Source organism: Bradyrhizobium sp. CCBAU 65884, assembly GCF_028128835.1.
Classification (GTDB): domain Bacteria; phylum Pseudomonadota; class Alphaproteobacteria; order Rhizobiales; family Xanthobacteraceae; genus Bradyrhizobium; species Bradyrhizobium ottawaense.
Map to the genome: position 1 here is coordinate 1 of NZ_LBJU01000070.1, position 22,879 is coordinate 22,879.

The 22,879-nt window shown below is 56.2% G+C and carries 21 protein-coding genes and 4 pseudogenes; 10 read left to right on the top strand and 15 right to left on the bottom strand.

Going from position 1 to position 22,879, the window contains the following annotated elements:
• Positions 1 to 319: transposase (locus tag XI03_RS02920; protein WP_271591268.1), on the top strand; the 319-nt coding region annotated here is incomplete at its 5' end.
• Between the two features lie 189 nt (positions 320 to 508).
• Positions 509 to 649: a hypothetical protein gene (locus tag XI03_RS02925; protein WP_271591269.1), complete on the top strand. Its 141-nt coding sequence runs from the start codon at positions 509 to 511 to the stop codon at positions 647 to 649.
• A 678-nt stretch (positions 650 to 1,327) separates the two neighbouring features.
• On the opposite strand, the gene XI03_RS02930 is transcribed toward XI03_RS02925, so the two are convergent.
• The 5 genes from XI03_RS02930 to XI03_RS02950 form a co-directional block, all read right to left on the bottom strand.
• Positions 1,328 to 4,780, bottom strand: a complete 3,453-nt coding sequence (locus XI03_RS02930; protein WP_271591270.1) for an Ig-like domain-containing protein — start codon at positions 4,778 to 4,780, stop codon at positions 1,328 to 1,330.
• Positions 4,781 to 5,424: 644 nt separating this feature from the next.
• Complete coding sequence (locus XI03_RS02935) at positions 5,425 to 6,345, bottom strand: SGNH/GDSL hydrolase family protein (RefSeq protein WP_271591271.1); 921 nt, start codon at positions 6,343 to 6,345, stop codon at positions 5,425 to 5,427.
• 413 nt (positions 6,346 to 6,758) lie between these two features.
• The gene (locus XI03_RS02940) at positions 6,759 to 7,259 is read right to left on the bottom strand and encodes a hypothetical protein (protein ID WP_271591272.1); all 501 of its coding nucleotides are present in this window, start codon (positions 7,257 to 7,259) and stop codon (positions 6,759 to 6,761) included.
• Positions 7,260 to 7,321: 62 nt separating this feature from the next.
• Complete coding sequence (locus XI03_RS02945; protein WP_271591273.1) at positions 7,322 to 7,678, bottom strand: helix-turn-helix transcriptional regulator; 357 nt, start codon at positions 7,676 to 7,678, stop codon at positions 7,322 to 7,324.
• Positions 7,679 to 7,946: 268 nt separating this feature from the next.
• Positions 7,947 to 9,380, bottom strand: a complete 1,434-nt coding sequence (locus XI03_RS02950) for a hypothetical protein (RefSeq protein ID WP_271591274.1) — start codon at positions 9,378 to 9,380, stop codon at positions 7,947 to 7,949.
• 46 nt (positions 9,381 to 9,426) lie between these two features.
• Between XI03_RS02950 and XI03_RS02955 the strand changes: the two genes are divergently transcribed.
• On the top strand, positions 9,427 to 9,669 hold the full coding sequence (locus XI03_RS02955; protein ID WP_271591275.1) for a hypothetical protein: 243 nt from the start codon (positions 9,427 to 9,429) through the stop codon (positions 9,667 to 9,669).
• A gap of 210 nt (positions 9,670 to 9,879) precedes the next feature.
• Here XI03_RS02955 and XI03_RS02960 read toward each other — a convergent pair whose 3' ends face one another.
• Positions 9,880 to 10,146, bottom strand: a complete 267-nt coding sequence (locus tag XI03_RS02960) for a hypothetical protein (RefSeq protein ID WP_271591276.1) — start codon at positions 10,144 to 10,146, stop codon at positions 9,880 to 9,882.
• 74 nt (positions 10,147 to 10,220) lie between these two features.
• On the opposite strand from XI03_RS02960, the gene tnpA reads away from it, so the two are divergent.
• The 4 genes from tnpA to XI03_RS02980 are packed head-to-tail and all read left to right on the top strand — an operon-like array spanning position 10,221 to position 13,280.
• Positions 10,221 to 10,694, top strand: a complete 474-nt coding sequence (tnpA, locus tag XI03_RS02965; protein ID WP_026192332.1) for an IS66-like element accessory protein TnpA — start codon at positions 10,221 to 10,223, stop codon at positions 10,692 to 10,694.
• Complete coding sequence (tnpB, locus tag XI03_RS02970; protein WP_027577378.1) at positions 10,691 to 11,044, top strand: IS66 family insertion sequence element accessory protein TnpB; 354 nt, start codon at positions 10,691 to 10,693, stop codon at positions 11,042 to 11,044. The genes tnpA and tnpB overlap by 4 nt, the downstream gene beginning before the upstream one ends.
• Positions 11,045 to 11,094: 50 nt before the next feature.
• Positions 11,095 to 12,654, top strand: coding sequence for an IS66 family transposase (tnpC, locus tag XI03_RS02975; protein WP_271591277.1), 1,560 nt, complete (start codon positions 11,095 to 11,097; stop codon positions 12,652 to 12,654).
• Complete coding sequence (locus tag XI03_RS02980) at positions 12,651 to 13,280, top strand: UPF0149 family protein (protein WP_271591278.1); 630 nt, start codon at positions 12,651 to 12,653, stop codon at positions 13,278 to 13,280. The genes tnpC and XI03_RS02980 overlap by 4 nt, the downstream gene beginning before the upstream one ends.
• 92 nt (positions 13,281 to 13,372) lie before the next feature.
• Here the strand turns inward: XI03_RS02980 and XI03_RS02985 are convergent, their stop codons facing one another.
• From XI03_RS02985 to XI03_RS03005, 7 genes and pseudogenes are all read right to left on the bottom strand, one after another.
• The gene (locus tag XI03_RS02985; protein WP_271591279.1) at positions 13,373 to 13,579 is read right to left on the bottom strand and encodes a hypothetical protein; all 207 of its coding nucleotides are present in this window, start codon (positions 13,577 to 13,579) and stop codon (positions 13,373 to 13,375) included.
• A gap of 85 nt (positions 13,580 to 13,664) precedes the next feature.
• The gene (locus XI03_RS02990; protein WP_271591280.1) at positions 13,665 to 14,195 is read right to left on the bottom strand and encodes a nucleotide triphosphate diphosphatase NUDT15; all 531 of its coding nucleotides are present in this window, start codon (positions 14,193 to 14,195) and stop codon (positions 13,665 to 13,667) included.
• Between the two features lie 20 nt (positions 14,196 to 14,215).
• Positions 14,216 to 14,989 (bottom strand): hypothetical protein, encoded by a 774-nt coding sequence (locus tag XI03_RS02995; protein ID WP_271591281.1) that lies wholly within the window; start codon positions 14,987 to 14,989, stop codon positions 14,216 to 14,218.
• 25 nt (positions 14,990 to 15,014) lie between these two features.
• Positions 15,015 to 15,755, bottom strand: coding sequence for a TauD/TfdA family dioxygenase (locus tag XI03_RS40445; RefSeq protein ID WP_442869687.1), 741 nt, complete (start codon positions 15,753 to 15,755; stop codon positions 15,015 to 15,017).
• A complete protein-coding gene (locus XI03_RS03000; protein WP_271591282.1) occupies positions 15,749 to 16,981 on the bottom strand; it encodes a hypothetical protein in 1,233 nt (410 codons plus the stop codon). Before XI03_RS03000 ends, XI03_RS40445 begins: the two co-directional genes overlap by 7 nt.
• A gap of 15 nt (positions 16,982 to 16,996) precedes the next feature.
• On the bottom strand, positions 16,997 to 17,521 hold the full coding sequence (locus XI03_RS40450; protein ID WP_442869688.1) for a toll/interleukin-1 receptor domain-containing protein: 525 nt from the start codon (positions 17,519 to 17,521) through the stop codon (positions 16,997 to 16,999).
• Positions 17,518 to 17,795, bottom strand: a pseudogene (locus XI03_RS03005) (integrase core domain-containing protein); the annotation flags it as partial. The gene XI03_RS40450 and the pseudogene XI03_RS03005, both read right to left, overlap by 4 nt.
• A gap of 67 nt (positions 17,796 to 17,862) precedes the next feature.
• Between XI03_RS03005 and XI03_RS03010 the strand changes: the two are divergent.
• Positions 17,863 to 18,885 carry an IS110 family transposase gene (locus XI03_RS03010; RefSeq protein WP_271591283.1) on the top strand — a complete coding sequence of 341 codons (1,023 nt, stop codon included), beginning with the start codon at positions 17,863 to 17,865 and terminating at the stop codon, positions 18,883 to 18,885.
• Between the two features lie 258 nt (positions 18,886 to 19,143).
• Here XI03_RS03010 and XI03_RS03015 read toward each other — a convergent pair.
• Positions 19,144 to 20,063: pseudogene (locus tag XI03_RS03015) on the bottom strand (IS3 family transposase); the annotation flags it as partial.
• Between the two features lie 455 nt (positions 20,064 to 20,518).
• On the opposite strand from XI03_RS03015, the gene XI03_RS03020 reads away from it, so the two are divergent.
• Complete coding sequence (locus tag XI03_RS03020; protein ID WP_271591284.1) at positions 20,519 to 20,743, top strand: hypothetical protein; 225 nt, start codon at positions 20,519 to 20,521, stop codon at positions 20,741 to 20,743.
• A 316-nt stretch (positions 20,744 to 21,059) separates the two neighbouring features.
• Here the strand turns inward: XI03_RS03020 and XI03_RS03025 are convergent.
• Positions 21,060 to 21,459 (bottom strand): annotated as a pseudogene (locus XI03_RS03025) (transposase); the annotation flags it as partial.
• 174 nt (positions 21,460 to 21,633) lie between these two features.
• On the opposite strand from XI03_RS03025, the pseudogene XI03_RS03030 reads away from it, so the two are divergent.
• Positions 21,634 to 22,652, top strand: a pseudogene (locus XI03_RS03030) (IS110 family transposase).
• Positions 22,653 to 22,879 lie beyond the last annotated feature (227 nt).

Here is a 22,879-nt window from a genome sequence, read left to right on the forward strand (position 1 = left end):
CATCGCGGATCTGCGGGCCAGCCGTATGGCCAAAGCTGCTGATCTCGTCGAGCAGGCGGTTCACGAGACGCTCGCCTACTATGCCTTTCCGGACATCCATTGGCGGAAGATTCGAACGAACAATCCGCTCGAGCGCATCATGAAGGAGATCCGGCGACGAACCCGTGTCGTCGGCGCCTTCCCCGACGGTCAATCCTGTCTCAACTTAGCGGCGGCCCGGCTGCGGCACATTGCCGGAACGGCGTGGTCGACCAAATGCTACATGAACATGCGACCGCTCTATCAGCCACAACTCTCTGAAACCGGAGCCGTCGCCTGATCAAAAGTGCGAAAGATTCTGGACAGTACCCGATCCGCAAACCATCTGCATCACCGCCAGCATCAGTGAGCGGCGTTGGATTGGCCGTTGCTCGCCCGTCCACTGAGAATCAAGGGCGCCGTTCTTGCTACAATATCGACGCGCGGGGACTTGCACGACGTGGCACCAATGGCGCACCAGAAATCGTGAATGGAAAGACTTGAGTGCATCAAGGAACTGTTCGACCAACAAGAAAAGATCGGCCTCGAACTGACAGCACTTGGAGAGCAAGCCACCCAAGAGTTAGAGGCGTTCTCTACCCCCGAAGCGAAGGCGTCGCACGAAGTCTGAAATCGCCGCACAAGAAAAGCATGCCGCCGCTGATTGAGAACCCAAGCATCAAGGAGGCCCGCGGAAATGCGGACCTCATTCTTTAGGCTTGTCAAGCGCAGTCAAATCATCAAGCTAAACGATCAGCTCCGTGCGATCCTGAAGCGCGAACCCATTTAAAATACGCCCAACCTCTACGAACTGATCGAGCTACTGCGTGGCCGTACTCTGTGGGTGATATCCAGATACAACAGTTTCGACGTACGGAAAATCGCGAGAGCTGTATGTGCCGCAACGTCCCGGCGCGACACTTTTCTTCTTCGGTTGCGTAACAAGTTGCGCGTTAGTTAGCCGATTGCGCACGCCATCTAAAGGTATAAAATGTCTCTCAATGGACCACGATCTTACTGTGTCGCTTAGTACAACTTTATGAACGGCTTTTCCTTGATCGTGATCACGGCCTTGGTTGTTCCGCTTATTGGAATTGGTGCAATTCTCGTGGCTGCCTTAACAGGCAAATATCTGAAGGTTAGAGACGACTCGATCAAATCGGTGTTGATTATGATGCTTGCGTTTTGCGCCGCGGCTACGATGGTAGGGTGGACCGCACTTAGCCAGATATTTTAGACAATCGCAACTTAAGTGCACATTGAGTCCGCGGCTGCTGAGGTCTGATGCCATTAACCATTCACCAAGTCTCTAGATGAGCAGAATGTCAGTGTAGTGAAGAGAGAATCCGTTTTGCAGAACTGCGATGGCGGTGGGTGAGTGCGCACCCGATCCGTCGGGATCATAATACAAAACATCAGAAGTAGTGTTGTACCAGAACTCCTGCGCAGCATTCTTGGGTCCGGTCGCATTTGCAACGAAGTGCGATGGATCAAGCGTACCGGTGTTTGCCGCTCGCCTGGCAAGGCCGTCGCCGAACGCGAGATGGGAGAACTCAAAAACATCGGCCGAACCAAAGCCACGAATGTAGTCCATGCCGTCAGCTGGCGCGTTGTATCTAAAATGATCGCCGCCGCCACTGCCCATTAGAGTGTCGCTTCCCGGTCCGCCAATGATCGTGTCCCCTCCGCCGCGGCCAATGATTACGTCGTTTCCCGAGGTGCCCGTCAGCACGTCTGCACGTGTGGTACCCAAAATGGCGTCGTTTGAGCTAGCTCCAACGTTGCCAGCCAAATCGACCGCTGTCGTTGTGAACGTATGAACGTTATTTGACTCCCTGCCTGTGGTAAAGGTCCACGCACCATCGTTGCCAGTCTTTGCTGACCCTAGTAGCGCTCCATTGTCGAACACCGATATGATGCTGTTGGTGTCCGAGGTGCCGCTCAATACTGCGTGGCCGCCACCACTCAGGACCTCGCGAGTGATCACGGGTACGGGTGCAACCGGGTCCACAGTGATCGTGAATGCCGCAGAGAACGCACTAGCGTGTCCGGCAACGTCTATCTGGTTGGCTGTGAGAGCATGCGCGCCACCAGACAAGACGATTGGTATCGTCGTTGTCCAGTTTCCACCGGCATCGGCGAGGCAGCCGAAGATCAACAGTTGTGAACCTTCATAGATTTCAACAGCGCTGAATGGGTCAGCTGTACCGGAAACCATTACGGTCGTTGAATTTGTCAGACCATCGCCAACCACACCACTGTCCGGCGAGAAGGACGTGATCGATGGCGGAGCAGGTCTTAACGATTCTTTTTCGCCTGTCGCAAATTGGAGGAACTGGACGTGCGTGAGGGTGTCTGTTCCGTCAGGGCTCGTAGGTCGCATGTCAGCAATCGTCCACGAACCATCCGCGTTTTGAGACCAGCGATAATCCGACGGACTGCCGTTGTAGAGGGCGGTATTAATCCCTGTCCCGCCGTCGAAAATATCATCACCATCGTTGCCCTTCAGCCAATCGTCGCCGCCGAGGCCAAAGAGGTGGTCACCAAGGAAGCCGAACGGCGCGTCGGGCGGTCGAGGACCGGCTATCAGCAAATCATTGTTGGCGGTACCCTGCAGAACACCCGTTGGAAATGCGGCATGCCAACCAAAAATGTCGCGACTTAGATTTACTAATGCGGTTCCCGTAGTAGCGATCGCGCCTCGTTCCAATGGAAGCAGATCGCCTTGACTAGATAGTAGGTGAGCCACCTCCTCGTAGAGGTCCATGCTGTGAAGGTCTGTCGAGTTTACAGGCGCAATGGCGGGATTTTCATTAACGATATCGGGATGCCGAATGACGTACGTATCGCCGCCATTGCCGTATGTCTGCGGGAAGAAGGCAACGGGAAACGTTTCGATTACGTCTCCAGTGATACGCATGTTTGTGATACGGGGGTCAGAAAAATCAGAATGGAATTCATAGCCCATACTTGCAAAAGTTATGGCCTCAAATCTCGTATCATTTGGATGCCCCTGCATATAGCGCTGAACCATTGCAGCGCCGAGACTGTGACCTGTGACAAAGATGTGTGAAATGCCGGATTTGGCGATGTAGGAGTCAAGAGCGGTTAACAACGGCTGGAGCAGAGCGTAGTAATTATCCATCCCTTCGTCGAACGGCGACGAAGAAAACATATCGTCGACATCGGGAGTGCCTAGCCCGAGTTCCGCAGCGGCCGCATCCAACAATCCCGTAAAATCGTTGGTGCCGCGAAATGCAATGAACAGTGCATCGGTCGATCGGCCTACAAGGGCGGCCGCGTTTCCATTCGTATAGATTCCGTCAACGGATAGCCCTGTGTGATGGTCTCCTGTGGGGGAAGGCGCGAGTCCGGAGAGTTCCGAAATATTTGCATTGAGCCATGTGAGCGAAACACCGAGTGTACTGTAGTTGTCGTCAGCTAACTTGCTCGGAGAATTATTGTAGCCTGTTTCTGGCAGTTCTAAAGCACCGAGGTGGTATGAAGCGTTAGCCAACTCGGCAAGAAACAGAGTCTTCCCGCCAGCGTCCGCGAAAATCTGATCGGCCGTTTTGATAGCGGCAGGTCCTTGGTCCAGCATAAACACGTCGCGACCGGTGATGTACCCATAGACGCCATCCGAGGTCGTGAACGAAACATATCTTCCGTCATAACTCGCCGAGATCTGATAATCGTGATGCGTAGGAGTGGGTCCGTAGAGAAAAGTGACGGTGCCATCCAGGACATTATAGCTGTAGAGATTTGCCGAATTTGTAAACTGGCCGCCGAGATCGTTGGCGTCTGACCCGAACAGCACGTAGTGTCCATCAGCAGTAACAGTTGGTGAGAGATTTGTATGGGCCTCATCGGCATTTTGGAGGCCGCCATCAGGCCTGTGCGAAACAAGTACTGGAGGAAAATTGCTGTCACGATCCCAGAGATACACTTCCGGAGAATTGTTCCCGATGCTCGCAAATGGTCCAGTTAATTCAAAGGCTATGTAGCGACCGTCAGCACTAATCGCCGGGTGAATGGCTGTTCCGGCATAACTGAGCAATGTGCTAATCTGCTCACCTGAAATAACGGTCTCAGTTGTATGATCAACAAGATCGTAGACATAAATACCTCGACCATAACCGGACAAAAAATCATAAGCGATATACCTTCCGTTTTCGCTTAGACTGAATTCGCCAATACCAGCTCCGATTGGTATTTGTTCGAAGCTGTCATGCGCTAAGTCGTAGCTAAATAGGTTACCCAGATCGTCGGAAAGGAAGACGGAGTTTCCATCTGGGCTCATCATCGTATGCACGATCTGATGAGCAGTGTTGGTGAAATCGATGATTCTCTCAATTGGGATGCGGCTTATGTGGTTAAGAGGTGCGTCGCGATCGTAGACGTATATGTTATTGTGTGAGCCATCTGCGTGCGGGTCGGTAACTAGATTTGTTGCATTGCTGACGAATACAGAATACCTACCATCTGCGCTGATTTGCCGACCTACATATGTGGAGCTAGAGCCGTTTGCCGGTTCGCCGGTGTCTGTAACGGAAATTATATCGATATGGTTCGTAATTCGATTGTAAAGAAAGACGTCAAGGGCGCTGTTCGTGTCGCCAACAACCAGATTTGACGCAGTGCTCCAATAAACAACATAGTTGCCATCGCTGCTGATTGATGGAGACAAGCTTTGCCCATCGATACCGATGTCATCATGATTTGGATTAGAGTTGTATGCGAAGGAAGACTGAATAATTGGCATTTACTGACCTCCCTAGGCTCGCTGCAGAAGTGCTGCGACATAGGCGTGCACGCGCTTCTATTGCGCGCGCAAGGGCGGACATGCGGCGTACTCATCCGTCAAAGCGCAAGTGCTCAGAGATAGGCGCGCAAGCGTCGCGGCCGCTGTGGACGGCCACGCAAACTAATTTCCAACGTTGAATTCAACCGCAGGGATGCAAGTCAGACGCCGCTCTGCGGTGCCTGCCGATGGCATAGACGCTGCCAGCTAATTGAAACGGAGACTTCGGTACGTCGCCATTTTATGGGCAGCTGTCAGGCGCAAAATTATGACGCTCTTTTTCTCGACAAGCAAGAAATAATTGCGCGCTTAACGGGAATCGCTTTCCTTCCACACCAAATTACCCCGCCTAGTTGTCGAGTGACTGGAAAAACAAGAGTCCCAGCGCCGCCGCATCGAATAGTCCCATTCGGCGATCTTCGCTCATCCACGGTCTCCGAGGCGGCGGGCCGTATTGCTCGAAGGCCGGGATCTGCTTCGCGATCAGCTAGGCGAAGCGTTGCTTGCTCGGGCAAACGACGCTGCATGCTCCATGTCTTTTCGTCGACCGTTCAGAAGTGACGAAAGGTGCTTCACGACGTGGAACGGTTCCCGGAAACGGGTTTCTAAATTCGACCCTTAAATTTGGGATACGATTGCAATGTAGAAAGAAATCTCTTGGCTAGAGCCGCAAATCCAAGCGTGTATGGATGCAACTCATTCGCCCAGCCCAAAGGGTGAGTGTTATCACGAGTAAGCGTACCTATCGTTTTGACGACGATAAAATTGTTCTTTGGAACCTTCGAGAGCTTATCAAGCAACTGGTAGAATTCATCTATCGCGTTTTTTACAATTACGAGGCCTTCGCTGTAGTCATATCCCGAAAACTGAAGCGGAGGTTGAAGCCATGGTCCGCCGAGGACACCTGGGTGTACACCGTTTGGGATAGCATAGTCGTAACAGTGCGCGAAAATCGGAACGCCGGGTGCAACTTCATCGCGCAACGCAAAGAGGTCCATGTATGACGCTTGAACCGAGGCCAGAACGCCTTGAAATCGAGCCTTGTCTAGTCCCTTCCCTTGGTAATCCAAGTAAATTGCAAATTGGTCACCGGCAATATCGTCTCCCCCGCCCGAAACAAGAATCGCGTCCGCCGTCTTACCGTTTAGCCACTGCTTTGGGTCCTTTAGCGCCCTTACAATGCGATCTTGATTTTGCCAAGACATGATGGCCGTCATTGCCTGGCCATGCGTTGCAAACGAAAGTATTTGCGGAGGAGGATTCCCGATCGATTGCAGTTGTGACTTAGCTACAATTGCTTGATTTGACCAAGGTACACCATAATCGTTTAGCGGATATTCGAACCAAGAGTCCCCGATAGCCAGGAAGTCCAACTGAGGTAGTCGCGGCGCAAGACCATGCGCTTTGCGGCGCACGATGCCCTCGTTGATCCGTGATACGCTAAGTTGATGTTCTGCTATCCGCGCCTCGAGTTCTTCGCTAATCGCTTCTCGAAGCTGTGCCTGACGCATTAAAATATCATTCATCGCCAATTCTCCGGAAAATTGTCAGTTTGCGGAGCGGGAAGATAAATACGTCGCGCTACAAATTTACTTGCGGCCCAACTATCGTGTAACCTAAGATTGTAAGTCTAGCAATCGACGAACATGATCGTTCTCGCTGCTGGTCAGCAAACGAGTCGCTTTTATCCTCAACATAACAATCATTGTCGCGACGCTGAGTATTGCGCCAAACAAGCACTAGCGCGGCTGCTGTTAGGAACGGTTACCCCAGCGAACTCAATCATGATTTCAGCCACAGAGACGCAAATCCGCTCTGCGGAGCCTGCCGATGGCATCAACGCTGCCAGTTAAAAGAAACGGAAAGCTCGGTCTGCGTCGCCGTTTTGTGGGCAGCTGTCGGCGCTCAATTGCGCCTGTTCCAATCTGACGCTTTTCTATTAAGTACGCAAGCGGAAATCGCGTGTAGGGCGAGAGCAACCCATACTGAATTGCCCGCCCCGGTTGTCGTTCGACTGAAAGAATACCAGCCCCAGCGCTGCCGCATCGAACAGGCCCATTCGGCGATCCTCACTCATCCACGGCTTGCGAGGCGGCGGGACGTATTGCTCGAACGCTGGAATGTGCTTCGCAATCAGCTCAGCGAGGCTTTGCTTGTTCGGGCACTGGTAGCATTTGAACGCGTCTCGGACTTGATCGCGCGAATATGCAAACACTGGAGTTTCGCGCTTATTCGCGAGCGCAGCAATCGACGCGTTGACGTCGCGGATCCACCGCGCCCGTTCTGTGCCCTGTTTGGAGGTATCTTGGATGACGAGTGCCTCGGGAGCGTATTGATCGAGAAGTTGCGTGATACGTAGGAAGCATCCTTTGAGTTTTCGAGGACCACGTATCTCGCGTATTCCCCAATCGTATGGCGATAGATGTCCTTCAAACAACACGAAGGAAACGCCACGCGAGTTTATATAGGTAGAGAGGACGAGGGCATGCCGTCGGAGCGCTCTCATACGGTTGGGCCAAGGCGGTTCGCTTCTACACGCTCCAATAGCTGTTCGAGAAAGTCGAGCTTCAGGCGCGCTGCTCTGGATGGATCTCCTTGAAGCTCCTCGTAAAGTTCGCTGACCCGCGCAAGCACGGCCGCGTGCAACTCAGACATGAGCCCAGGAAAGAGCTCCAGCGCAGTCATATCGAAGACCAGCATGCATATGAACACCGCGTTGAGGCTTGGCCGTCGCTTCGACCCTTCAATTCGGGAGATGGCGGTTCGGCTTTTGATGCCGATCAAAAATGCAAGTTCCTGCTGGGTAAGTCCCCAGCGTCGGCGATGCGGACGAAGGTATGATGTGTGACGGTGATGCATAGATGATGCCCCAGCAGACGGGCATGCATGCTATGATCAGCTGGAACACGGCCTCGTTCGAGACACGAAAAAGTGCCGAGTCGGCACTTAAGCAGCAAAGTGCGGACTCCATTGTACGCTCATCGAGGCTACTGTTGATGATGCACGATTGGGCATGAATATCTCGTGGAGTTGGGGACGTGGGGAGTCAAGAAAGCGGCGCGTCAAGCCGATCACCGGCGGTTTACCCTCCCTACGTCTTTGTACACTCCAGAGCTCCCAAGCGTTTCTAGGAGCCCCCCGAAGTCCCCACATCCCCTGTGCTTCTCGTCGGGGGCGCGTCGGTCATAACATTCACTCCATATCGCCGACACAACATCTCCACTTTTTCCTTTTCCTCCATGGGCACGACGTACACACCGTGAGATTTGTACGTGACAAGGTTCAGTTTTGTACGCAACACACTGCCGACCCACCGGTTGCTTAGCGGCCGGTCGTACTCGGGCCCGTAGCGATCAATGATGCCCATGGTGACTTCGGCGATGGGAACGACCCGCCTGCTGGACGAGAGCATCAGTTCAATAAGAATTTCTAAGAGTTGAGCCTCCATCAGAAGCCCGCGCTCGGCGATGATTGAGTCCTGGGCTCGCTTCGCTGCATTCCTTAACGCAACCCGGAGCCGCTGATCGTCGACGATGCTGAGCAAAGGCAACATGATTTGGTTGAGGCGAGGCTCTAGCTTCGGGTCAGCAAGGGTCGGGTCGAGCTTGATCTCGTGTCTCTTGTGGAAGCGGTACAAAAGGAGCTTGTTCCGGAGTTCGCGGGCCTCGTCCTTGAACGAAGGCGGGAGATTGAGGGGAATGTCGCTGCGGAGCTGCCGTGCACCCGTCTCTTCGGTGATGAAGCGGCTCTCCAATGCCCTGTCCTCGTAGCGTCCCCGCGTTGCAACAATCTTTGGACCGAAGACATGGAATGCTTGCGGATTGAATTCGCGCTGACGGTTCATGACTGTACGTAGGACGGGCATGCCGCGCATGTTGCCGTTGTTGAGTATTTTGACGATTTCTGAACGCTCGTCGCTGAATCGGAAATCAGCTTCGTCGAAGATGAGCGTTCCGCGAAAAGCGTCGAGCGTGTGGAATATCGGCGAGACCGTCGAGGCGCCGCTCGCGAAGAACGGTTTATAGCAAATCGATCCGATTGTCAGAAGCGATCGCGTCTTCCCTGTTCCGAAATCACCACGGAGTCGAAGATACGGCAAGTCGTTGAACGCGTCGTAGAGCCAGCTCAGCAGGACATAGTGACCGGCAACTTGCTCAAACGCCGGACTGAGATCGGCATAGCGATGGATATAGGCGATAATCTCCGCGACAAGTTCTTCGTCGCTTCCATACGTGCGCGGCTCTGATGGCAGCAGGACCACCTCGTTTTTGATTAGATTATTGTTCGGGGAAAACGGCACCAGTTGATGCCCATTTGGCACGTCCACGCGCCTCGATAAAGTCCAGCGTCCCGCGGTGAATGTCCCGAGAAGCGTGGCTCGATGTTCCGGCCGATATATCAACTCAACGATGGTGCCATCATCGAGCACATCTGAAACGGTCGGAACGGCGTGTCTATGTTCAATTGTGCCTTTCTGGCTAGCGCGCTCATCGTTCATCCATAGAGCATCGCCGATCAGATGGAGGTTGGCGAGGCACGAAGCCTTGCTCGCCTGGCACATTCACTGGCCTTTGGCGGAGTGCCTTCTGCGTTAGTCTGTGTCCTATATGGAAGGAATAATCGTTCATATTGGTTGGGAGTATTTCGTCGGAATCCTGGGCGCACTGCTCGCGATCGCTTGGTACTCAAACGGAAGATTTACGGCGCTTGAAACGTCGATGGACTGGGTCAAAAATATGTTGCTGGATTTAAAGAAGTCGATTGATGACGCGAACGCCAAGGCCCGTAGCGAGACATCAGAAGATAAGGCAGAGGAGCACAAGCCGTTCAAGCAGCAAACACTATGGTGAAGAACGCTATTAGATGAGCTGCATCACTTTCCATGCCACCGGGGACGTCTTTCGGTGTTGAACTATTGAAGCGTGGGCTGGACGGAAGAAATAATCCTTCCTTGCTCATCACGGGCGACGATCACCCGTTCGGAGCGGGGCGGCCGAAGCTCTATGCGAAATTCAAAGGGTATGTGGGCAACTCGCCCCAAACAAGACTCACGAGAGCACTCATTCAGCTGTAGCCGCATATATTTTGATAGACATCGAAAGATGTATGCGGTTGGCGGTCAGACGCAGGTTACGCATCTTCGCGCTGGCGCCGCGCTTTACCTCGAGGTCGGTGAGGAACGCGCCGATGAACGTTGCATCCAGATCGGCGAGCGTTGGGGACTTCCGCAGCCGCACCTGTGCGAACATGAACAGCAGCCGGAACGTGTCCCTGTAGGAGGCGATCGTGTTGGCTGTAACATTGCGCTGGTGCATGGTAATCGGCATGAGCCCCCCACCTGGGCATCGCGCGAATGAGCTGCGATACAGCCTGGTATGACCTGTTTTTTTGGAGGTGGGCTATGGCAGATGCCATGCATGAAGCCATGCTTGATGCCAGGCAGGAAGGCGGCTCCTATCGTCGGATCGAGGTGATCACGGGGCAGCGTCGGCGACGGCACTGGACGGCGGAAGAGAAGGCCCAGATCGTGGCGGAGAGCTTCGAGGAAGGGGCCAATATTTCCGAGGTCGCTCGGCGCCATGGCGTTGTCCGTGGGCTGCTGACGGTGTGGCGGCGCAAGTTCGCGACGGCAGCGAGCTTTCAGGCGCCAGGCTTCGTGCCGGTCCGGATTGCTTCCGAGAGCGGTCCGGCGACGGCAGACGAACCGGACCGGTTCGCGTCCGCGCATAAGGTGCTGCCGCAGATGGCATCGCCCCCAGGCAAGCTTGGCGGGATGATTGAGATCGAGGTGGGCGGGGCACGCATCCGGGTCGAGCCCGGAGTGGAGCTGGCGACGCTTTCGACAGTGCTATCGGCGCTTCGGGGCATCCGTTGATTGCATTACGGTCTGACCTCAAGGTGGTGCTGGCGGCACAGCCGGTCGACTTTCGCAAGTCGGTGCACACGCTGTCGGCGCTGGTTAGCGAAGCGCTGCGTGCGAACCCGTATTGCGGCGACGTCTTTGTGTTCCGCAGCAAGCGCATGGACCGAGTGAAGCTTCTGGCGTGGGACGGCAGCGGCATGGTGCTGGTGACGAAGTGGCTGCACCAGGGGCGCTTCACCTGGCCGCCGATCCGCGATGGCGTGGTGCATCTCAGTGCGACGCAGCTCGCGATGCTGCTCGACGGGCTGGAGTGGACGCGTGTCTCACCCAAGCCTGTGAAGCAGCCGGCCGTTGTCGGCTGAGAGGCGAAGATTTTGCTGGAGCCTGTGATGCGCGGATATATCGTTCGATCATGGCGATTCGCCCCGAAGCTCTTCCGACCGACGCAGCGGCTCTGACCGAGATGGTGCTCGCGCTTGACGCCGAGAACGAGAAGCTGCGTGTGGCGATGCAGACGCTGAAGGAGATGATCTTCGGCAAGCGCTCGGAGCGGCTGGTGGCGATCGTGGCCGAGCAGCTCGCGCTCGAACTGGACGATCTCGCGACCGGCGTCACACCACCTGCGTCAGCCAACGACGATCTACCTGCGACGAAGCCGGCTGGGAAGCCGCGCAAGAAGGCGAGGCGCAACATCGGTGCGTTGCCCAAGCATTTGCCGCGCTGCGAGCAGGTGCTCGAGCCGGACACGACAGCGTGCCCGTGCTGTCAGGGCGCTCTGCACAGGATCGGCGAGGATGTGAGCGAGGTGCTGGACGTGATCCCGGCGATCCTGCGGGTACTACGCACGGTTCGTCCCAAATACGCCTGCCGCGGTTGCACCGACGGCGTGGTCCAGGCGAAGGTGCTGCCGCGTTTGGTTGAAGGCGGAATGGCATCGACGGCACTCGTGGCTCACGTGGTGGTCTCGAAGTTCGCCTGGTATCTGCCGCTGTACCGCCAAGTGCAGATCCTGGCTGGCCAGGGCATTCATCTCGACCGCGCAACGCTCGCCGGCTGGGTGAAGCGTGCGGCATGGTGGCTCAAGAGCTTTTATGAGCTTCAGCTGCGGACGATCCAGGCTTCGCCGCGGCTGTTCTGCGACGAGACGCCGATGCCGGTGCTCGATCCCGGACGACATCGCACTCGTATCTGCCAGTTCTGGGCGCATGCGATGCATGATCGCCCATGGGGCGGCCCATCGCCGCCGGCGGTCGCCTATGTGTTTGCCGATGGCCGCGGCACCGAGGAGATCGCCGGGCAATTGACCGGCTTCTCCGGCATTCTGCAGGTGGATGGCTATGCCGCCTACAAAGCGCTTGCCCGCGGTCATGGCGGCGCGATCCAGCTCGCTTTTTGTCTCGCCCATGCCCGACGCAAATTCGTCGAAGTGTACAAGACGATGCAGTCGCCGTTCGCTCACGAAGTGATCGAGCGCCTGCAAGCGGTCTACGCCATCGAGGCCGAGATCCGCGGCTCGAGCGCCGAACAGCGGCTTGCCGCCCGCCGCACCAGGGCCGCACCGCTGATGGAGGTCTTGAAGGCGCGACTGAGCTCGATGCTCGACCAGCTGTTCTCCCAGTCGAAGCTGGCGGAGGCTATCAACTATACGCTCAATCACTGGGATGGGCTGACGCTGTTTCTCCGCGACGGCCGCGTTGAGGTCGACAGCAACACTGTCGAGCGTTCAATGCGCCCGATTGCGATGGGAAGGCGGAACTCATTATTCAGCGGCAGCGAGAGCGGTGCTGAGAGCTGGGCAATCCTCGCATCGCTGGTCAATACGGCAAAGCTCCATGAACTCGATCCGCAGGTCTATCTGGCCGATGTGCTGGAGCGCATCATCTCCGGCCAGACCAAGAGCCACCAGTTGCACGAACTTCTCGCCTGGAACTGGAAGGCGGCGCGCGAGCTCAGCGCACGGGAGGCTGCATGAGCCGGCGCCGCCATTCATCATCATCTTCATCATCGATGGCGGCAGCCGCGATGCCGCTCGACGAACTTGAGCCTTGGCTGCAGGCTCGCGCCGCGCAGCATCCCATCGCCACGAGTCTTCCTATGCTCGACGGCTATGTCGCCGCGATCGTGGCCGGGCCGCTGTCGATAAGTCCGCCCGACTGGATCTGTCCGTTACTCGCCATCGACGCCGATGCGTTCAACCATGGCGGCACGCCTGAGTTCGCTGCGATTTCGGCCGTCGCGCTGCGCCACAACGACATTAGTAACGTTCTTTCCACCGCGCCACATCGGTTCGCGCCCACCCATGCCCGCAAGCCGAATGGCGACGTTGATGCGCGGCCATGGTGCCAGGGATTCCATGCCGCCATGCGACTGAGACTAACGGCATGGACCCCGCTGCTCGACATCCGCAACATAAACCACGGCTTGCTCCTGCCCATCCTGCTGCATTGCGTCGACGATCAGGGGCGTCCACTGCTTGGACCACCAAGGAAAGGCCGCGAGACCGAGGAATTCCTGCGCAACGCCCATACCGACATTCCGGACGTCGTCGAGGCCATGCGCCAGTACTGGATGCCGACCCGCTACGCTCGCGCGCGCTGATCACTGCAGACGTGGGAGCTCATGCCGGTTACGGTGCATGAGGCGCTCGGTGAAGAAGCGCTCGATCAACGTGGCGACATTGCAGGCGGGCTTCATGGCGTCACCTCCCATCGCCGATCGAGACGCCGCGCCGCTTCTTCCATCAACTCGGGGCAGGCCGAGAGATACCAGTAAGTATCGCGCACGCAGGCGTGGCTGAGGTAAGTGAAGAGCACTGGGAGTTGCTGCTTGACGTCCTTGCCTTCGCGATACCAGTCGAGCAGCGTCCGAATGGCGAAGCGATGACGGAAGTCGTGCACGCGTGGCCCGGTACGTTCAGCCCGGCATATCGCCTGCCTAGGACCGCGCCTGGGGTCGACGCCCGAGTTGATGCGCAACACCGGATCAAGCTGCCAGCAATTTCTTTTCAGCCGGCGACGACTCAACCCCCTCAAACATCTTCTGTACAACGTAGTCGTTTTGGACTTTGTCGGACAGCACTTCGGTCCGAAGATTTGAATCGTTATCAACAAAGGTCGTTTTGTCGATAAATGCACGAATAAACTGCTTGTGCCCAATAAAGATCTCTTCCGAAATATTGTTCAGTTCGAACCATCGCCAGTCAGAACATTTTTCTGGTTCCATAACCGCTGGCGTTCCGCGCCAAACCTTCGCAAGAAAGTTCACGTGCACATAGTGACAATCTATGCGTGGTTGATTGACGATTTGAATGAACTCCAAAGTAGTGGCTTTAATTCCGGTTTCCTCTTCGAGTTCTCGTTTCGCCGCGTCAACGAGAGACTCACCATACTCAAAATGACCGCCTGGTAGACACCACGTCTTATACCCCTCCTGACTAAGCCGTTTGCCCAGGAGAATCCTTCCTTCACGAAACACGAAGGTGTTTACGCCGATTTTTACGCCGCGACCTTTCATTACGGATATTATACATTGGGTCACAGCCGTTGGCTAAGAAGAGGACTAACAACGGCGCGGGGCGAACGACAAGCGGTCCACCCTTTAGACACGGAACATTCGATGAATCGGTAACCTATGGTGCGATGGCAATGGAATTCGGCGTAAACGCTTAGCCCCAATGTCATCACTTGACCAAGGCTGTACCCGAAGATCAAACGAACCGCCGAGGCAGCCGAGTCGTGCAGAAGCTTGCGATGACGAATATTCGCTGTTGAATACTGCCCACTGATCCAGAATGGTGAGAAACGGCAACGCAGCACTTCCTGGGTTGGAGGTGCCCATTTTGAAATCCAATAGTGAGGCCCTAGCACAAGCTCAAGAAGAACTTCCCCCTCCTTAGCCCAGAGAGTTCCGCTACGTTCTGACTCGCGATACGGAGTCACTACGGCAACAAGAGGTTTATCGAAGCTGTAATTGTTGGCTGCCCTGATTGCAGCGTCCACTGCTACGCCTAGTCGCCTGTAAACAATGCGCCCACGCGGATCAGCGAGCCTCACTGCAAGTTGCCAATCACCGGATGACGTTATTTTCCGCGCCGCGTCAGAAAAGCTGACAAATTCTTCAGGCAAACGAAACGTTTTAGTCGGATAGATCGGGAGTCCAATTTCAGTCGAGAGTCTTGCGAGCCGTGCCGCCTTTTCGCTTTCCTCGCGTTGAATGTCTGCGAAGAACTCATCAAGTTCCGGATCGAGCCCCTCCCCGGCACTAGCCCAATAATTTACACTCTGGATTTCTGAGGATTGGTCGACCATCGTTGCTCAGTTCGTCGGCGCATGACTAGTTTCTGATGGAATCTATTTTCTGCGCGATAGAAAGCCAAACCCGCAGAAGCTTACGTTGATGATCGATGCCTTGCGTTTCGCGACCGTGCACAAATGTGTAATTATCGATTAGAAGTGCATCACCTGCCTTCCAATAATGCCGTAGACACGTTTCGGCTTCGATCTGTGCGCGCAACGCGCGAAGTATTTTGACAGCTCTACGGCGAGAGAGCCTCTGTCGCAAATGCGCTGCTGTCGGACTAGCGCGCGCAAAAGCTCGATATCCCAAATGTACAACAGCGAAGCCAGCATGCGGGTGGCTCTGGATTAAAGGTCGAGCAAACTCTTTGCCGTCCCTACCGATGTACACTAACTCTAGCTCCTTGAGCAGCTCGATTCTACGCGGTCTTCTCGGTTGCCGAAAAACGGCTCGGCTATCTGCGACAACCGTTGGCGTGGTACCGTGTCCGGCGTCCTGGCAGAACAGCAGAACTAATTCTGGTACCCTAGTTTGATAAAGGCCGTCAGTATGAACTGGAAATCGTCCGGACTGGCGCGAGAAGTCCCGAGAATCACCCATTTCCTGAACGATCGACACCGCCCCGTCGTTACTTTCTATAATGTCAAAGCCCAATTGCTTTATGCTTGACAGAAATGCTGCAGGCTCTAACTGAACATCCTGTGTTACATTAAGGACCGTGCCAGTTCGATAGTTAAGACTGGCCATCCATCGAGCGAACTCGTCACTTGTCACCATGGATCATCTCCGGAAACAGATGGCTTCCGTTCCAAAATCGCTAAATGGAGGGCTTCCGCTCGGCGTGTATTACGGGGCATATTGATAACATTACGAAATAAGTTTACTGCTCTTGCAGAATGAGCAATGGCCTCGCAATATTCTCCTGAATTTCTGAGGGTTTCAGCGATGACCATGTCAACGATGCCTGCCCGGTAATTATGGACCTCGCTAAATTCCTGTCTTAGATCACTAAGTGATCGAAGACGGGATGGTATCCCACTCGCGCCAGATAACACTTTAACCATACGGGCTTTCAGCACCACGTTATGTTGTTCTAGGCCAGCCATTGCGTTGACCGCCTCTGCATAACACTCAAGGGCACGAGACGGTCTTCCCCATTGCGCTTCAATATCTCCGAGATAGCTCCAGCAAAATCCGGACAATCGCCGGTCTCTCGCACCACGAAGCTCGCCATCAGCCCGCTTAAGGGTATCAAGGCAACTAGTGTAGTCACCGCAGGTCAGATGCAGATATGCAATCCCCTTAATGAATACGAGCCCTCGGTTGAGGACGTCTCCTTCGCGTTCTGCAAGATCCGAGATGTGACGAGATACCTTGAGGCGGGCGTCCCACCGACTACGGTACCCTGAGAAATGAAGCGTCTTCCAGTAAAGATCAGAGGCCTCGTCGTAGTTCCGCCGCCCCTGTAAAGATAGAATTCTGTCGATGTTTCTATCGAACTCTAGCTCAGGGGATTGAAGAGACCACGCACCTGCACTCAGTAGTGGGGCATTTGGATTATCGGGAAGCGGTGCTCGTACGGAAGAGAGGTCCGGATTAAACTTTATGGCCGCAGCTGAAAGGTCGGCGATCTGATTTTCACCGACCCAATCCGGCAACACGATCGCGTGGCCGTACAAGCTCTTTTCCACAACACTGTTTCGTTGAGGCACCACGATCAGTTTCAGGTCGCTACTTCTCTTCAACTGAGCTCGAAAAGAAAACTCCTGTCTTTGTGCCCATTCATCGGGTTCTTCTCCCGAGCAACGGACCAGCACCATTGCAGCTGAGCTACGAAGCCGATCGTCAAGTGCCTTTATTTTTGACTCTCCGATTAAGACGTCATTCTCAATTGTCCAAGTCTTTAGCCCGAGCGATTGAAGACGCCCCGCGATGACCTGTGTTGTGGGTCGGTCTGCCGCCCCTGAAGCGACGACAATTGTCGCGCCAATCACTTTAGCCATCGGAGTTCCTGTTACCTAAGACGCCCTCCGCACAGCATTTAAGATAGCTCGTAGTGCGCTCGCGTAGTCCTTGACCGCGTCAGCGTATTGGATATCCGCCAGGATGGGCGGCAAATCACCGCCCGTAAGCCGAACTGGCAAAAGCTTTACTCCCTTATGCTCCAGCTGTCTCGCGAGAGCCGACATCCATTCTCGGCTAATCCATGGCGCATCGACACCCACAGACGAAAGGCACAGCACAACGTACTCAGCGTCTGCTAGGCCGGTGTTTATTCGTTCGACGATTGAATCACCTAGCCCAATCTTCCAGATGTCGAGCCACACGTCGTGCCCCGCGGCTCTAAGGTCGCTTGCCAAATGTTCGGCTTCTAAAGAATCTGCCGTTCGATGGGAGATCAGAATTCTTGCCATGGCGCGAACTCCCCAACATCCGTCAAAAGTATCACATTTCTGTCGGTTCTGTCCCGAAGATTCGGCGGGCACCCATATCCCATGTTTCTTCACCAGGCGGGCTCGATTGACCTGCCACTGCATTTTCATCCAGCGGCAGTTAGAGTCTCGGGTTTTGTACGCCAAGTGGCGCTGATGGAGCAACGGACGATCGGCGGAGCTGGTCGGGGTTGCGCAGCCGATCGTCCGTTGCGGTGAGGTGGGCGGCGTAGGCCGCGGGGGTCAGGTATTTCAGCGACGAGTGGGGACGCTGGAGATTGTAGTCGGCGACCCAGTTGGCGATCTTGGCGCGGGCGTCATCGAGATCGAAGAACAGGGTCTCGTTGAGTAGCTCATCGCGCATCCGGCCATTGATGGGGAAGACGGCCCCGCTCCCTCGGCGCCGGCGATATACTGGCGATGTACGGACCCGCTAACAGGAGCTATTCCCTATGAAAGTCGCGACAATTGGATTGGACATTTCGAAGCACGTGTTTCACATCCATGCAGTTGACCGCCAAGGCCAAGTGACCAGTCGCCAGCGCCTCCGGCGAGGCGAGATCATGTCGTTCTTCTCCTCGCTCGCACCTTGCTTGGTCGGCATCGAGGCTTGCGCGACCGCTCATCACTGGGCGCGGGAGATTCGGCAGTTTGGACACGATGTAAGATTGATTCCGCCGGCCTATGTCAAACCCTACGTACGAAGAGGAGCCAAGAATGACGCCGCTGACGCGGCCGCGATCTGCGAAGCCGTCACCCGTCCAAATATGCGGTTCGTTCCCATCAAGAGCGTCGAGAACCAAGGGTTCTTGATGCTTCATCGTGCAAGAGGCTTGCTGGTCCGCCAGCGAACCATGACAGCCTGCGCCATTCGGGCTCACTTTGCTGAGTTCGGAATTATTGTCGGGCAAGGCCGGCAACGGGTGGATGGTCTGCTGGACTTGTTGGATGACGAGGGGTTGACGCTGCCGGCCCATGCCCGCATCGCACTGGCCGTTCTTATGAATCAACTGAAGGAATTGGACCGGCAGGTCGAGGCCATCGAGCGCGAGCTAGCTCAGATCCAGCGAGTAAATCCGATGGCGAAGTTGCTGTCCTCGATTCCCGGGATCGGTCCCATAACGGCCACGGCTCTCGCCGCGACCGTACCGGACGCGACCATGTTCCGCTCCGGGCGGGAGTTCGCGGCCTGGCTTGGCCTGACGCCTAAGCAGAATTCCACTGGCGGGAAGGATCGGCTCGGCCGGATTACGAAACAGGGCGATTCCTATCTCAGGCACTTGCTTGTCATCGGAGCACGTAACGTCGTTCGGTACCCAAAGGCACGCTCCCGGGTTGGAGGCGGCTGGATCGAAGCCCTGCTTGAACGGCGTCGGCCCATGGTCGTCGCCGTCGCCGTTGCCAACAAGTTGGCCCGGATCGTCTGGGCGATGATGACGACCGGAGAATTCTATCGGTCAAAGCTCGCGGCCTGACTTTCCGCGTATGTTGGCCACCTTATGGTGTGAGGGCAAATGACAGCATGATGGACACCGGCGGAGCTGGGGATCGAGCAAGCCCGAAGAGCTTTAAGCGCAACAAGCGCGACCCGTTGATGAGGCCTCGATCCGCGATCTCCATCAGGGCCAGCGGCCATGGCATCGGTCGCACTAACAGGCCGTATACATGAACGCACCCGACCGATATCCAAAATGCTGTAAAAACCTCTTGCACCCGCGGGGCCGTCTATACATGAAACTCTCGACGAAGCCGTTCTGCATCGGTTTTCCCGGCGCAATGAAGTGCCAATCGATGGCTGCGTCCTTGCACCAAGCGAGCATGGCGTTGCAGGTGAATTCGGTGCCATGGTCGGACACGATCATTCCTGGCTTGCCGCGTCGCTGGACGATTGCCGTCAGTTCGCGGGCTACGCGCCGCCCCGAGATCGACGTCTCCGGAATGGCGCCCAGGCATTCCTTGGTGACGTCGTCGACGATGTTGAGGATGCGGAAGCGTCGGCCATTGGCGAACTGGTCGTGGACGAAGTCCAGCGACCAGCGCGCGTTCGGCCTCGCCTCGACCAGGATCGGGGCACGGGTCCCCACGGCCTTGCGGCGAGCCCGCCGTTTGCGGACGGTGAGCCCTTCCTCGCGGTAAAGCCGGTAGATCCGGTTGATCCCCGATGGCTCGCCCTCCCGCCGCAGCAAGACGAACAACCGGCGATAGCCGAAACGCCGCCGCTCGTTGGCGAGATCGCGCAATCGGCCACGCAGAACTGCGTCCGGCGGGCGGCTGGAGCGATAGCGGATTATCTTCCGATCCGCCCCCACAATCGAGCAGGCCCGCCGTTCCGACAGGCTCATGACGGCCTGCAGATGCGCGATCGCAGCGCGCTTGGCGGCGGGCCCTACCATTTTTTTGAAAGGAGCTCGCGAAGTGCGGCCGCATCGAGCATCTGCTCGGCCAGAAGCTTCTTCAGCTTCCCGTTCTCCTCTTCCAAGGCCCTCAGCCGCTTCGCTTCGGAAACGTCCATGCCGCCGAATTTGGCCTTCCAATTGTAGATCGTCGCCTCGGAAACACCGTGCTTGCGAGCCAGGTCGGCTGTCTTCGCCCCAGCCTCATGCTCCTTCAATACCGCGATAATCTGCTCTTCCGTGAACCTTGCTCGCTTCATCTGTCCGTCCTTCTTCGGGCCGGACTCTAACTCCTTCTGGAGGAAATACGCAGTGGCAGGTCAGATCGTGTAAGGACAAAAGTCCTGCCGGTGTGGTCCTTCAGTTTGTCAAAAAGCAGGATTGAGCCGAATGGTATTGCCACAGCAAGGCCGCGTAAATCTTCATAAGACCCCACCATCCTGGTAGGTGCGCCGCAGTTCGCCTTCGGGGATAATGCCTCATAGGGACCGTCGCTCGTAAGGGAGGAAGCATGTGAAACTGCCCACCAAGATCGCTAGCCTCAAATCAACGCCAAGAGACCGCCATCCAAGCCGCTAGAATAGTTTTCGCGATAGCCACGACGGCAGTGGTAGCCGCGGGCGCGTTCTTTGCTATCCGCTTTTTGATTCGATTCTACGGATAGGGTCCCGCCGCTCCAGCTCCAGCCGAACCGATCATAAATGGGCGTCTCGTGATGGCGAATGAACAGGATGTTGTCATTGGACGTATTGCCGAGATCGAGATCGACAAGTCGGCTGCCATCTTAGTTGAGCAGATGGATGATGAAATCTCCATTGCCATTGCGGGCGTCGTCGGCGTTCAACTCCAAGTAACGCCTTGGCAGGCACGTGAGTTATCTAGATCCTTAGCTGTGGCCGCGGAGAATGCTGAAACATTTCGCGCGTCAGCCAAGACGTAGTGGTGCGCGCCCCACTATCACTGCGGGATTTCGGTTCAACTTGCGCCACACAGGTCGGCTCGTTGCCCTAATGAAGCGCGCAGAAAGTTCTCATCGCGATCAGTCAAGTGTAAGCGAAGACGACTTCCATGCATCGCGGAGTGGATGGCTCGGATGCACCATCTAGCATCACCAAGGAATCGTAAAAGAGTCGCAAGGGTGGTTTGTGGCTATCCAGCCTTTTCGGTGGGGAAAAGGTGCGTGATATCCATGCCTCACAGTGTCGGGCAAAAGGCGCTCACGAAGTCCATCGGACTTTGTTAACAAATCCGCGATGGCCCCGGACCGCTGCATGCAGCAGTTTGGCGTCGGTCGGGAAGCTGATGGCCTTCGGCTGCACTGTGTTGTCGACCGTGACCCGCTTGAGTTCCTGGGTGCGTAACGCGCCGGCCTCGTGCGCCACCCGAAGCCTCTCGGCCAACAACGCTCCAGTTTGTCGCCGAGCCGCTTGCGCCAATGGCTCAGGTCGAGCGTTCGGGCGGGAAAGCGTGCTGGAAAAACTCTTCACCGGTGAAGAACGGGAACTACGGTCGTGGACCCAGCGTTCGCACACTCCCTCATCGGACAGCCCTTGAGCAACAACAGTCCAATCATGAAGCGGGTCTCGATCTCCGGCCTGCCGTTCTCGCTGTAAGCGGGGCGATCTCGCCGTCGATCCAGTCCCAATTGACCTTGCCCCCGGGGCTTAATCCAGTTTGAAGTTCGTTCTGGCCCACGACGAGGACCAGAGCATGAAGCGTAGCCGCTTTACGGAAGAGATGGGGTATTCGGTCCCGATCGCCTGACCTATTTGCTGCGCGGCACGTTTTGACTGACGATCATGGACCAACTCTATCCGAAGGAGAAACGTCATGATCTACGTCGGCCTCGATGTTTCGCTGAATTCCGTTGCGGTATGTGCGGTGGACGAGGCCGGAAAGCTTATTCCGGGAGGGAACGACGTTGGCGGACGCGCCATCGATTGTGCAGTACCTCGAACCATGGGCTGGTCAAGTTGAACGGGTGGGCCTTGAGGCAGGACCGACGTCAGAATGGCTGACCGCAAATCTAATCGAACTGGGGCTGCCGGCCGTCAGTTTGGAAGCCCGCCAAGTTAAGGCGGCGCTTTCGGCCATGCCGGTGAAGACCGATCGGAATGACGCCCGGGGATCGCGCAGGTGGTGAGAACGGGATGGTTCAAGCCTGTTCACGTCAAGAGCATCGGCAGCCAAACGGCGCGGAGCTGGCCGCGGCTCGCAAGCATATCGTCCGCTCCATCGCTGCCACAGAGCAAGTCATCCGAGGACTTCTGCGTCCGCTCGGTCTCAAAGTCGGAATCGTCTCGCGGACTCTGTTCGCGACGCGAGTTCGTGAGTTGGTCGGCGATGACGCCTTGCTGGAGGCGATCATGAACCCACTGCTTGCCGGACGCGAAGCGCTGATGCGGGAGTACGCCCGACTGCATCGTCTGGTTCTGAAGGCCGTGCGCAGTGACCCGGCTTGTCGGCTCTTGATGACGATGCCAGGGATCGGCCCGGTCTCTGCGTTGACCTTCCGCTCCACTGTGGACGATCCCAGGCGATTCCAGCATTCCCAATCTGTCGGCGCCTATCTCGGGTTGACGCCCCGGCGATACCAATCTGGCGAGGTTGATCGGGTGGGACGGATCACAAAAGTCGGAGATGGAGAGACGCGCACAGCCCTGTTCGAAGCTGCCAACGTCGTTCTCAGGCCATCAACCCGATGGTCTCCGATGAAGGCCTGGGCGGTGCGTGTTGCCCACCGGCAAGGAAGCAAGCGTGCGAAGGTCGCGCTGGCCAGAAAGATCGCTGTCGTCCTTCACCGAATGTGGGTTGATGGAACCGAATTCCGATGGACGGCGGTGGCGTAAGGACGCCATCGTCATCCCAAGAGACGCCCGTCGCGGGGCGTGAGGGATGGTCGAGTTCGTATGATCTGTCGTGGCGTCCGCCCTCCAGGTCGGGTGACTACGCCGAAGAGCTTGAACCGACCATTCAACCGAATCCCATCGTGTGGCGGCTTTGCCGACCACGAACAGAAGCAAGGTACCCGCGGCACGCGCTCTTAAGGGATTGACAGAAGCAGACCGAATACAGA